Annotated in this window: 11 protein-coding genes and 1 pseudogene; 9 read left to right on the plus strand and 3 right to left on the minus strand. The window is 74.4% G+C overall.

The window, feature by feature from the left end:
• Positions 1-3: 3 nt before the first annotated feature.
• Positions 4-1,050, minus strand: a complete 1,047-nt coding sequence (locus ABIH81_RS11455; protein WP_349880259.1) for a glucose 1-dehydrogenase — start codon at positions 1,048-1,050, stop codon at positions 4-6.
• A 103-nt stretch (positions 1,051-1,153) separates the two neighbouring features.
• On the opposite strand from ABIH81_RS11455, the pseudogene ABIH81_RS11460 reads away from it, so the two are divergent.
• Positions 1,154-1,720: pseudogene (locus ABIH81_RS11460) on the plus strand (NADH-quinone oxidoreductase subunit C); the annotation flags it as partial.
• A gap of 371 nt (positions 1,721-2,091) precedes the next feature.
• Positions 2,092-3,054 carry an NADH-quinone oxidoreductase subunit NuoH gene (nuoH, locus tag ABIH81_RS11465; protein ID WP_013288672.1) on the plus strand — a complete coding sequence of 321 codons (963 nt, stop codon included), beginning with the start codon at positions 2,092-2,094 and terminating at the stop codon, positions 3,052-3,054.
• A gap of 34 nt (positions 3,055-3,088) precedes the next feature.
• Here the strand turns inward: nuoH and ABIH81_RS11470 are convergent, their stop codons facing one another.
• Complete coding sequence (locus ABIH81_RS11470) at positions 3,089-4,126, minus strand: glutathione S-transferase C-terminal domain-containing protein (RefSeq protein ID WP_349880260.1); 1,038 nt, start codon at positions 4,124-4,126, stop codon at positions 3,089-3,091.
• 118 nt (positions 4,127-4,244) lie between these two features.
• On the opposite strand from ABIH81_RS11470, the gene ABIH81_RS11475 reads away from it, so the two are divergent.
• The gene (locus ABIH81_RS11475) at positions 4,245-4,667 is read left to right on the plus strand and encodes an ester cyclase (protein ID WP_349880261.1); all 423 of its coding nucleotides are present in this window, start codon (positions 4,245-4,247) and stop codon (positions 4,665-4,667) included.
• Here the strand turns inward: ABIH81_RS11475 and ABIH81_RS11480 are convergent.
• Complete coding sequence (locus ABIH81_RS11480; protein WP_349880262.1) at positions 4,648-5,223, minus strand: Uma2 family endonuclease; 576 nt, start codon at positions 5,221-5,223, stop codon at positions 4,648-4,650. The two genes, ABIH81_RS11475 and ABIH81_RS11480, sit on opposite strands and share 20 nt — an antisense overlap.
• Positions 5,224-5,327: 104 nt before the next feature.
• Here ABIH81_RS11480 and ABIH81_RS11485 point away from each other — a divergent pair, with 104 nt between their 5' ends.
• Genes ABIH81_RS11485 through ABIH81_RS11510 form a run of 6 tightly spaced genes read left to right on the plus strand, consistent with a single transcriptional unit; the run spans position 5,328 to position 11,691 of the window.
• Positions 5,328-5,918: an NADH-quinone oxidoreductase subunit I gene (locus ABIH81_RS11485; RefSeq protein WP_349880263.1), complete on the plus strand. Its 591-nt coding sequence runs from the start codon at positions 5,328-5,330 to the stop codon at positions 5,916-5,918.
• Complete coding sequence (locus tag ABIH81_RS11490) at positions 5,915-6,439, plus strand: NADH-quinone oxidoreductase subunit J (protein WP_349880264.1); 525 nt, start codon at positions 5,915-5,917, stop codon at positions 6,437-6,439. Before ABIH81_RS11485 ends, ABIH81_RS11490 begins: the two co-directional genes overlap by 4 nt.
• Positions 6,436-6,804 (plus strand): NADH-quinone oxidoreductase subunit NuoK, encoded by a 369-nt coding sequence (nuoK, locus tag ABIH81_RS11495; protein WP_349880265.1) that lies wholly within the window; start codon positions 6,436-6,438, stop codon positions 6,802-6,804. Before ABIH81_RS11490 ends, nuoK begins: the two co-directional genes overlap by 4 nt.
• A complete protein-coding gene (locus ABIH81_RS11500) occupies positions 6,801-8,726 on the plus strand; it encodes an NADH-quinone oxidoreductase subunit L (RefSeq protein ID WP_349880266.1) in 1,926 nt (641 codons plus the stop codon). The genes nuoK and ABIH81_RS11500 overlap by 4 nt, the downstream gene beginning before the upstream one ends.
• On the plus strand, positions 8,723-10,228 hold the full coding sequence (locus tag ABIH81_RS11505; RefSeq protein ID WP_349880267.1) for an NADH-quinone oxidoreductase subunit M: 1,506 nt from the start codon (positions 8,723-8,725) through the stop codon (positions 10,226-10,228). Before ABIH81_RS11500 ends, ABIH81_RS11505 begins: the two co-directional genes overlap by 4 nt.
• On the plus strand, positions 10,225-11,691 hold the full coding sequence (locus ABIH81_RS11510; protein WP_349880268.1) for an NADH-quinone oxidoreductase subunit N: 1,467 nt from the start codon (positions 10,225-10,227) through the stop codon (positions 11,689-11,691). The genes ABIH81_RS11505 and ABIH81_RS11510 overlap by 4 nt, the downstream gene beginning before the upstream one ends.
• Positions 11,692-11,742 lie beyond the last annotated feature (51 nt).

Raw genomic sequence — 11,742 nt, forward strand, 5'->3', positions numbered from 1 at the left:
CGCTCACTGCGTGAAGTCCAGCACCGCCTTGATGTCATCGCCGGCCGACGCGTACGCCTCGCGGTAGTTCGACAGCGGCACCCGGCGGGTGATCAGCGACGTCAGCCACGACTGTTCGGCCTGGGCGAGCGCCTCGGCGGCCATCTCCCAGTGCCGCCGGCCGGCGTTCACCGAGCCGAACACCACGTTGTTCTCCAGCACCAGCTCCCGGTTGAGCGCCCCGGCGTCGAAGTCTATGGTCCGGCCGCCGCTGGACACACCGGTCAGGCAGACGATGCCGGTCGGCGCGGCCTTGCACATGGCGTCCAGCACCACGGTGGGCGCGCCGGTGCACTCGATCACCACGTCGGGCTTCATGTCCAGCTCGGGCACCGTCACCGTGTGGTACGTCGCCCCGAGCGCCCGGACCAGTTCCGGCTTCGGCCCGGTGGTGTTGCGGTCCAGCACGTGCACCGACAACCCCCGCTGGCTGCCCAGCAGCGCGGCCAGCAGCCCGATCGGCCCGGCGCCGGTGACCAGCACCGTCATCGGTTGCCACTCGGCCCGGCGGCCGATCCGCTCGATGTGGTCCCACGCCTTCGCCACCACGCTCGTCGGCTCCAGCAGCACGCCCACCGACGCGAGCGCCGGGTCCAGGCCGACGGCGAACTTGGGCTGCAACCGCCAGCGTTCCCGGGCGAAACCGGGCAGCGCCTTGATGCCGTGCTCGGTGTACTGCCCGTTGCGGCACATGTCCCACTCGTCCACCGCGCAGTTCGCGCAGGGCACCGGATCGGGGTGGCGGACCACGCCGGCCACCAGGTCGCCGGTGTGCAACGTGCCGGTCGGGTCGTCCAGCACGCGGCCCAGCGACTCGTGGCCGAGCACCAGCCGCTCCTGGCCCGGCGGCGCTTCGCCGTACTCGCCGGCGACGATCTCGTGGTCGGTGCCGCAGACACCCACCGCCAGCGCCTCGACCAGGATCGCGCCCTCCTCGGGCGGCGGCTCGGGCCAGTCCTCGACGAGTCGCAGCGAATCCGGGACACCGGGGGTCACAGTCACAGCGCGCACGGACCTCATCTTTCCGCGTGCTGCCGCCGCCCGCCCGGCAAAGCGGCGATCCCGGCACGGGCGGCCCGACCCGGTCCGCAGCCGTCGGCCATAGGATCAGCGCATGACTCCGGAAGAGGTCGGCCGGCGAGTGGTCGCGCTGCTCGCGCCCGTCGAGGCCACCGCGTCCGTCTCCGGCGGTCAGGGGTACGCCCGCGCCACCGTCGACGTACCCCCGGCGAGCTGGGCGGACGCGGTGCGCGCGGCGCGCGACGACGCCGAGCTGGGTCTTGATTTCCTGGACTGGCTGTCGGCGGTGGACGAGCTGGCCGACGGCTTCGACGTGGTGCTGCACCTCTGGTCGGTCCGCCACCGGCACGGGCTGCTGCTGCGCACCCGGGTGCCTCGGGACACGCCGGTGGTCGCGTCGGTGGTCGACCTGTTCCCCGGCGCCGCGTGGCACGAGCGCGAGACGCACGAGATGTTCGGCATCGACTTCGCCGGCCACGGCGAGCTGCGACCGCTGCTGCTGCCGCCGGAGTTCGAGGGGCACCCGCTGCGCAAGGAGTTCGTCCTCGCCTCCCGGGTCGCCAAGCCGTGGCCCGGCGCGAAGGAACCGGGCGAGTCGGAGGCGGGCGGCGGCCGCCGGCCCGTCCGGCCGCCGGGCGTGCCCGCGCCGGGGGAGTGGGGCACGACGCCCACGCCGGCCGGTGCGGCCGGCGCCGGTGAGGGCCCCCGAGGGGGTACGCCGGCGCGCCCGGCCCGCGAGCGCCCGGCGCGGCCAGCTTCCGGGGAGCGTCCGGCGCGGCCAGCTCCTGGCGAGCGTCCCGCGCGGCCTGCTGCTCCCGGCGGGGGGCCGGCGCGGCCGGCCGCCGGGGAGGGTGCGGCGCGGCCGGCTGCCGGGGAGGCTCCGGAGCCGCCCGCTTCCGGCGAGGCCGGGCCGGGGTCCGCCGCTACGTCGGCGGCCGGTGAGGCCGGTCCGCTGGGCCGGCCGCTGCCGGGGGAACGGCCGACCGGTCCGCCCCGCCAGGAGCCGGAGCCCGACGCGGCGGGGGAGAACTGATGCCGGACTGGTTGGAGCTGGTCCTGCGCGTGGCAGGCGTGCTCGTCGCGTTCCTCACGCTGCCGCTGATCGTGGGTCAGGCCGAGCACAAGGTGATGGCGCACATGCAGGGCCGGCTGGGCCCGATGTACGCGGGCGGCTTCCACGGCTGGGCGCAACTGGTCGCCGACGGGATCAAGTTCGTGCAGAAGGAGGACGTCACCCCGCGTGACGCGGACCGGCCGGTGTTCCGGCTGGCGCCCGCGGTGGCTCTGGTGCCGTACCTGCTCGTGCTGCTCGTCATCCCGCTCGGCCCGGGTGACCTGGTCGCCCAGCCGCTGGACATCGGCCTGTTCTTCGTGCTCGCCGTGGTGGGCGTCGGCGTGCTGGCCGTGCTCATGTCCGCGTGGGCGTCGGCGAACAAGTACAGCCTGCTCGGTGGGCTGCGCGGCGCGGCCCAGCTGCTCGGGTACGAGCTGCCGCTGGTGCTGGCCGCCGCCTCGGTGGCGATGGCGGCGGGCACGCTCAGCCTGCCGGGCATCGTGGAGGCGTGGCAGCCGTGGTGGCTGCTGTGGCAGGCGCCGGCCATGGTGATCTTCTTCGTGGCCGGGCTGGCGGAGATCCGCCGTCCGCCGTTCGACATGCCGGTGGCCGATTCCGAGCTGGTCTTCGGCTACATGACCGAGTACACCGGCCTGCGGTTCGCGTTCTTCCTGCTCGCCGAGTACGTGGGCATCGTGGTGATCGCGGCGCTGACCACGGTGCTGTTCCTCGGCGGCTGGCAGGGGCCGTTCGCCGACGCGCAGCTCGGCTGGCTGTGGACGCTGCTCAAGGTCTTCGCCGTCGCCTTCGTGATCATCTGGCTGCGGGTGAGCTATCCGAGGTTGCGCGAGGACCAGCTCCAGCGCCTCTGCTGGCTGGTCCTGGTCCCCCTGGCCCTGGCCCAGCTGGTCCTGACCGCCGCAGTCCGCCTGGCCCTCTAGCCCGCCCTGCGGGGGAGGGGGCGGCGGGGGTGGGTCAGGGCACGGGGGTGTGGGCCGGGTCTACGCGCTCGGGCTCGGGTGGGGGCGGGGGTGGGGTGCCGTCTCCGAAGGGGCGGCCGCCCAGCTCCTCCCGCCCGTGCGGGGTCAGCCAGTTGCTCAGGTCGGGGCCGAGCGGCACGATGCCCGTCGGGTTGATGTCCCGGTGGACCTCGTAGTAGTGCCGCTTGATGTGGTCGAAGTCGATGGTGTCGCCGAAGCCGGGAGTCTGGAACAGGTCCCGGGCGTACGCCCACAGCACCGGCATCTCGCTGAGCTTCTGCCGGTTGCACTTGAAGTGCCCGTGGTAGACCGGGTCGAAGCGGACGAGCGTGGTGAACAGCCGCACGTCCGCCTCGGTGATCGTGTCGCCGACCAGGTACCGCTGACCGGCCAGCCGCTCGCTCAGCCAGTCCAGCCGGTCGAACAGCCGGTGGTACGCCTTGTCGTACGCCTCCTGGCTGCCGGCGAAGCCGCACCGGTAGACGCCGTTGTTGACGTCCGCGAAGACGACCGCGTTGACCTCGTCGATCTCGCCGCGCAGTGGCTCCGGGTAGAGGTCCGGCGTGCCCGGGCGGTGGTACGCCGTCCACTCGGTCGACAGGTCCAGGCTCATCTGGGCGTAGTCGTTCGTCACCACCTGCCCGGTGGGCACGTCGACGAGCGCCGGGACGGTGATGCCGCGCTCGTAGCCGGGGAAGCGGGCGAAGTACGCGTCGGCCAGCCGCTCGATGCCCAGCACCGGATCCTTGCCGTCCGGGTCCAGGTCGAACGTCCAGCTCCGCTTGTCGTGGGTGGGCCCGGCCACGGCCATCGAGATGGCGTCCTCCAGCCCGAGCAGGCGCCGGACGATGATCAGCCGGTTCGCCCACGGGCAGGCCCGGCTGACCGCCAGCCGGTAGCGGCCCGGCTCCACCGGCCACCCGTCCCGCCCGTCGGCGGTGATCCGGGTGGCGATGTAGCGCTGGTCCCGGGTGAACTCGCCACCCGGCTCCACGTACTTGCCGCCGGTCCGGTCCAGGTCGTCGCTGCCCACACCCACCTCCGAGTTCGCTCTTCGCTCCCATCATGGTCGCTCCGGCGGCTCCCGGCAGGGCGAGCGCCCCGGAGACCGGCAGGGCGAGCGCCCCGGAGAGGGGCATAGGCTGCCCGCCGTGACCGATGTGGAGGCGGCAGCCCGGCGTTTCGTCGCCGACGTGTGGAACGCGGGGCGCGAGGAGAGCGCGTACGAGCTGGTGGCACCGGACTGCCCGGGGCTCGGTGGCACCGGCCCGGCGGCGATGCTGGCCTGGCACCGGGACCGGCGGGCGTCGTTCCCCGACCTGCGCTACAAGATCGTCGAGGTGGTGGCGACCGGTACGCGGGTCGCGGTGCGCTGGCGGGCCGCCGGCACCCAGGCCGGCCAGTTCGGCCCGGTGCCGCCGACCGGCCGCGTGGTCAGCTACTCGGGCGCGACGTTCCTGCGCTTCGACGACGAGGGCCGGATCGTGGACGTGTGGAGCGTCAACGAGCTGTTCCAGGTGCTCCAGCAGCTCGGCGTGGAGATGCTGCCCCCGCTCACACCCGGCGAGGCGTGATCCGGCTGATCGGCAGGTTCACCGGGAACGGCTCACCGGTGTCGACGAACTTCGTCCACCGGCCGGTCTCCGTGTAGACCTCGTGTACCGGATCGATCTTGTAGGTGTAGACGACGATGTCCTCGTCCTCGATCTCGATCCGCCAGTGGAACGGGATCCCGGCCTGCGCGTAGAGGGCCGGCTTGAGCACCCGGTCGATGGACCGGGTGCTGGGCGAGACGATCTCCACGGCGAGCGCCACCTCGTGCGGCTCGTACCGGGACGGCTCGCGCGCGGCGGCAGCCGAGGTCGTGACCAGGACGTCCGGGATGAAGGAGCGGGTGCGGTTGATGCGCACCTCCACCCCCTGGGTCACGTCGTACCCGTCGGGGCAGTCCTCGTCGAGCGCGACGCCGAGCAGCATCGCGATGCTCTGGTGCATGCGGGTGGGGGAGGGGGACATGAGCAGCACTCCATCGAGCAGTTCGCGGCGGCGACCGTCCTCCGGCAGCGCGTCCAGATCGTCTGTCGTCCACCCGCCCTCGGGGGGGTAGTCGCTCTCCAGCGCGGCGGTCATCGGTGAGCCCTTCCCGGTGCGTCGTTCTCCCCGCGCTCACGATACCGCCGCCAAGAGTCGGGGGGTGGTCGCGCGCGCCCGGGCCACAGGGCAGGATGGGCGGCATGAGCGAGCACGGTGGAGTGCCCGGCGGGGGCCTGGTGAAGGGCCTGGCGGTCACGTTGAAGACGATGACCCGCCGCTCGACCACCCAGCAGTACCCGGACGTCGAGCCCGAGCTGCCGCCCCGGTCCCGCGGCGTGATCGCGCTGCTGGAGGAGAACTGCACGGTCTGCATGCTCTGCGCCCGCGAGTGCCCGGACTGGTGCATCTACATCGACTCGCACAAGGAGGAGGTGGCGGTGCCCGGCGCCGCCCGCCCCCGCCAGCGCAACGTGCTCGACAAGTTCGACATCGACTTCTCGCTCTGCATGTACTGCGGCATCTGCGTCGAGGTCTGCCCGTTCGACGCGCTCTACTGGTCGCCCGAGTTCGAGTACGCCGAGTACGACATCAAGGATCTGCTGCACGACAAGGACCACCTGGGCGAGTGGATGGCCACCGTGCCGCCGCCGCCGGCCCACGACCCGCTCGGCGACCCCTCCAAGGAGGAGACCACCGCCGCCCGGAAGGCGGCGGGTCCGTCGGCCCGTCCGGCTCCTTCCCGGGTACGCCCCGACGCCCCCACCGATCCGGGCGGAGGCGCTGCCTCATGACCGGTGCGGACGTCCTGCTGCTGGCGCTGGGCGCGGTGGCGGTGGGCGCGGGTGCGCTGGTGGTCGCCACCCGTCATCTGGTCCGGGCCGGGTTGTGGCTGGTGGTGTGCCTGGGCGCGCTCGCGGGTGACTACCTGGTGCTGACCGCCGAGCTGGTGGCCTGGGTGCAGGTGCTCATCTACGTGGGCGCGGTGGTGGTGCTGCTGTTGTTCGCGGTGATGCTGACCCGCGCGCCGATCGGCCCGTCGGACGACCTGGACCGGCCGGGCTGGGCCGCCGCGCTCGTGGGTGGCGGCAGCGGCCTGGGCCTGGCCGTGCTGCTGATCGACGCGTTCCGCTGGTCCCGGGTGGACCTGCCCGCCGCGGGCACCGCCGAACGCCTCGGCGAGCAGGTGTTCCGCTCCTGGGTGCTGCCGTTCGAGGTGCTGTCGGTGCTGCTGCTGGCCGCGCTGGTCGGCGCGATCGTGCTCTCCCGCCCCGACATCGGCCGCCCGGCCGCCGACGAGGGCGGACGCCGGTGAGGCCGGTCATCCCGTACGTCACCGCCGCGCTGCTGTTCGGCCTCGGCGTGTACGGCGTGCTGCGCCGCCGCAACGCCGTCCTGGTGCTGATGGCGGTGGAGCTGATGCTCAACGCGGTGAACCTGGTGCTGGTCACCGCCGACACCACCGTCAAGGCCGTGCTGCCGCACTCCGGGCAGGTGTTCGCGCTGTTCGTGATCGTGCTCGCCGCCGCCGAGATCGGCGTCGGGCTCGCCATCGTGCTCCAGCTCTACCGGCTGCGCGCCAGCGTCACGGTCGACGACGTACCGCTGGCCGAGCCGGCGCCGGCGGTGGCGGCGGGCCCGACGTCCGGGCGGCCGGATGCGGAAGGAGCGGTCCGGTGAGCACGCCGACGCTGTGGCTCGCGGCGGTGCTGCCGGCCGCGCCGCTCGTCGCCGGGCTGCTCGGCCTGCTGCTGCCGCCCGCCCCGCGCCAGGACCGGGCGTCGGCCCGGCGGTCGGCTGTCGCGCTGGGCGTGGCCGGGGCGGCCGTGTCGCTGCTGGCCGCGCTGGCGCTGCTGGTCCGCGTGGACGCCCCGGTCGAGGCGTCCACCACCTGGATCGACCTGGGCGGGCTGCGGGTCACGCTGGGCCTGCGGCTGGACGGCGTGGCGGTGCTCGTCGCCACCGCTGTGGCGGCTGTGGCGCTGGCCGTCCAGGTCTACTCGATCGGCTACCTGCGCCGGGGCCCGCACGACGACGTGGACGTCGACCACCGGTACCCGCCGTACGCGGCCCAGCTCAGCCTCTTCACCGCCGCCATGCTCACGGTGGTGGTGTCCGGCGACCTGATCATGCTGCTGGTCGGGTGGGAGGTGATGGGCGTCTGCTCGTACCTGCTCATCGCCCACGACCGGCGGCTGCCCGAGGCACCCGGCGCGGCGGTGAAGGCGTTCCTGGTCACCCGCGTGGGTGACGTCGGCTTCCTGCTCGGCATCGCGCTGCTGGGCGTGGGCGCGGGCAGCTTCCGGATCGCCGACGTACTGGCCCACGACTACGGCACCGGCACGCTCACCGCCGCCTGCCTGCTGCTGCTCGCCGGCGTGGCGGGCAAGAGCGCCCAGTTCCCGCTGCACACCTGGCTACCGGACGCGATGGCCGGTCCCACGCCGGTGTCCGCGCTGATCCACGCCGCCACCATGGTCGCGGCCGGGGTGTACGCGGTGGCCCGGCTGTTCCCGCTGTTCGAGCGCGCCCCGGCCGCGCTCGCCGTGCTCGGCGTGATGGCCGCGGTCACGATGCTGCTCGGCGCGTTCGCCGCCACCGCGCAGGACGACATCAAGCGGGTGCTCGCCTGGTCGACCGTGTCCCAGATCGGCTACATGACCGGCGCACTCGCGGTCGGCGCGCCCGCCGCCGCGCTGTTCCACCTGCTCACCCACGCCGCGTTCAAGGCGCTGCTGTTCCTCGCCGCCGGTGCGGTGATCCACGCCGTCGGCACCACGCTGATGTCCCGGATGGGCGGCCTGCGTACTCCCATGCCGGTGACGTTCTGGTGCATGGTGGTCGGCCTGGGCGCGCTCGCCGGCGTACCCCCGCTCTCGGGTTTCTGGAGCAAGGACGGCGTGCTCGCCGCCGCCGAGGCGGCCGCGCTCGACGGCGCCGGGCCGACGCCCGCCTGGGTGGGCTGGCTGGTCTGGCTGGCCGGGCTGGCCGGGGTGGCGGTGACCGCCTGGTACGCGACCCGCCTGCTGCTGCGCACCTTCCTCGGCGCGACCCGCACGCCGCTGCTGCGCCCGCACGACCCGCCCGCGCTGCTGCGCCGGCCGGTGCTGCTGCTCACGGTCCCGGCCGCGCTGCTCGGCCTGGCCGCGTTCGCGCCCTGGTTCGCCGACCGGCTGCGGGTGCCCGGCGACGACACCGGCGAGGCGGTCGAGCTGGTGCACCTCGCGCCGAACCTGATCCTGCCGTTCCTGCTGCTGCTCGTCGGCGCGGGCGTCGCCTGGGCCGGCTGGCGCCGCGATCCGGCCGCCGACCCGGCCCGCTTCCTGGGTCCGCTGCGGCCGGTCTTCGCCCGGGCGTTCCGGCTCGACGACGTGCAGCACACCCTGGTCGTACGCCCGGCGGGCGCGCTGGCGCGGGTCGTGCGTACCGGTGACGAACTGGGCGTGGACGGGCTGGTCGAGGGCAGCGGCCGGGCGGCGGTCGAGGTGGGCGGCGGCCTGGCCGCGCTGCACCGGGCGGCGCTGCCGCGCGCGGCGGCCGGCGTGCTGGCCGGCGCGCTGCTGATCGGCCTCGCGGTCGCGCTGATCGGAGTGACCTCATGACGTTCGGGCAGGTCCTGCTGGTCGCCGTGGTCGCGGTCCCGGCGCTCGGCGCGCTGGCCACCGCCGCCGTGCCGGGTGACCGGGCCGGCCGGGTGGCCGGCACCGTCGCCGCCGCGCTGACGCTGCTGGCGACGCTGCCGCTGGTCGGCGGCGACCACGGCTGGTTCGGGTACGGGCCGCGCCCGGCGGTGCAGCCGTGGCACCAGGTCGACCTGCCGTGGGTGCCCGGGCTCGACCTGCGCTTCCACCTCGGCGTGGACGGGATCTCCTGGCCGCTGGTGGTGCTGACTGCGCTGCTCACGCTGCTCTGCTGCGCGTACACGCTGTGGCGGGTGCCGTCCGGCGGCGGCAGCGGGCGGGCGCTCGTGGCGCTGCTGCTGGTGGTCGAGGTGGGCATCCTCGGCACGTTCCTTGCGCTCGACCTGGTGCTGTTCTTCCTGTTCTTCGAGGTCGTCCTGCTGCCGATGTACGCGGTGATCGCCGGCTGGGGCGGCACGGACCGGCGACGCGCGGCCCGCAAGTTCGCGCTCTACACGCTGTTCGGCTCGGTGCTGCTGCTCGTCGGCGTCTACGTGGTGGTGGCCGCCGCGGGCACCGCCGACCTGGTCACGCTCACCGGCGGCGCCGGGCTGTCCCGGGGCACCCAGCTCGCCGCGTTCACGCTGCTGGCGCTGGCGTTCGCGGTGAAGAGTCCGCTCTGGCCGCTGCACTCCTGGCTGCCCGACGCGCACACCCAGGCGCCCACCGTCGGCAGCGTGATCCTCGCCGGGGTGCTGCTCAAGATGGGCACGTACGGGCTGATCCGGGTCGCGGTGGGCGTGGCCCCGGAGGGTGCCCGCTGGGCCGCGCCGGTGCTCGGCGTGCTCGCCGTCGCCGCGATCCTGGTCGGTGGCCTGGTCTGCCTGGCGCAGGACGACCTGAAGCGGCTGATCGCGTACTCCAGCGTGGGGCACATGGGCTTCGTGCTGCTCGGCGTCGCCACGCTCACCGCCACCGGAATCCAGGCCGCGCTGATCGGCAACATCGCCCACGGCGTCATCACCGCCCTGCTGTTCTTCCTGGCCGGCGCGGTCAAGGACCGTGCGCACACCGGCTCGCTGGCCGACCTGTCCGGGTTGCGGGAGACCGCGCCCCGGCTGGCCGGGCTGCTCGGGTTCGCGGCTGTGGCCTCGCTGGGCCTGCCCGGCCTGGCCGGGTTCTGGGGTGAGGCGTTCGCCGTGGTCGCCGCCGTGCAGCGGGGCGGCCCGCTCTGGCTGACGCTCGCCGTGCTCGCCGCGCTGGGCGGGGCGCTCACCGCCGCGTACTTCCTGCGGCTGCTGCGCCGGGTCACGCACGGGCGGCCCAGCCCGGCGGTGGCGGGGCTCGCACCCGGGCTGGCCGGGGCGGAGCTGACCGCCTGGGCGCCGCTGGTGCTGCTCGCGCTCGCGGTCGGCCTGGCCCCGGCGCTCGTGCTGTCGTACGCCTCCGGTCCGGTGGAGGCGCTGCTGGGGGTCGTCCCATGAGCCTGGTGCAGACCGTCGACAACGTGGCGATGCTGCCCGCGTACCTGGCCGCCGGCACCGCCGTGCTGGTGCTCCTGGTCGACCTGCTGGTGGCGCGTCCCGCCGCCACCGTCGCCGTGGCGGCGCTCGGCGCGACCGGTACGGCTGCCGGCGCGGCGCTCGTCGGCGCGGCCGGCACCCGGCGCACGTTCTGCGTCGGCGACGACTGCTCCTGGATGTGGGGCGGGCGGGCCGCAGTGGTCGGGGCCGTGATCGCGCTGCTCACGCTCGGCGTGCTGGCGCTGTCCGGCCCGCTGCTGCGCGCCGGGCGTACCCCGGTCGGCGAGTACTGCTTCCTGCTCGCCTGCGCGATGACCGGCGGCGTGGTGCTCGGCGCCGCCGGTGACCTGATCACGCTGATCGTGGCGCTGGAGACGCTGACGCTGCCGCTGTACGTGCTGGTCGGCCTGCGCCGGGACAGCCTCGCCGGTGCCGAGGCGGCGGTGACGTTCTTCGTGGTGAGCGTGGTCGCCACCACCGTGACGCTGCTCGGCGCGGCGCTGCTCTACGCGGTCACCGGCACGCTGCACCTGGACCGGCTCGGCGCCACCCTGGCCGCCCGCGACGACCTGACCGATCTGCCGCTGACAGGCGTCGCGGTGGCGCTGGTGGTGGCCGGGCTGGCGTTCAAGGTCGCCGCGGTGCCGTTCCACGCCTGGGCCCCTGCCACGTACGACGGCGCGCCGCTGCCGGTGGCCGCGTACCTGTCGACCGCCTCGAAGCTCGGTGGCGTGGTGGCGCTGCTGGCGGTGGTGCAGCGGGCGCTGCCGGGTGACCTGACCGGGCCGGTGCTGGCAGCGCTGGCGGTGCTGACCATGACCGTCGGCAACCTGGTGGCGCTGCGCCAGCGGCGTACCGTGCGGTTGCTCGCGTGGTCGTCGGTGGCCCAGGCGGGGTACATCCTGGCACCGCTGGGCGCGCTGGCGCTGACCGCGGGCCGCACCGGCGACGCGCGGGCGGGCGCGTACGCGGCAGCCGTCGCGTACGCGATCTTCTTCGTGCTGCTGGAGCTGGCCGCGTTCGCCGCGGTGGTGGCGTTGCGCCCGGCGGACGGCGACGGCGGCCCGCTCGCCGACCTGCGCGGCGCGGCGCGGCGGCACCCCTGGGTGGGCGGCGCGTTCGCGCTGGCGCTGATCGGGCTGGCCGGGCTGCCGCCGGGCCTGGCCGGGCTGTTCGCCAAGGTGACAGTGGTACGCGCGCTGCTGGCCGGGCACGCGGGATGGCTGGCGCTCGTGGTGGCGCTGAACGCGGTGATCGGCCTGGCCTACTACCTGCGGGTCACCGCGTCGCTCTACGCGACGCCCGCCGGCGCGGCGACGGTCCGGCCCGCGCGGACCGTGGTGCTGGTGCTCGGCGTGGCCACCGCCGCGGCGGTGGTGATCGGTTTCGCACCGCAGTTCGTGCTGGACGTGGCGGCGCGCTGACCGGTTCCTGCCCGGATGGGCGACCGCTTCAGCGTGCGCACAGCAACATCC

Origin of the sequence: Micromonospora sp. HUAS YX12, assembly GCF_040215685.1 — a bacterium.
GTDB lineage: Bacteria > Actinomycetota > Actinomycetes > Mycobacteriales > Micromonosporaceae > Micromonospora > Micromonospora tulbaghiae.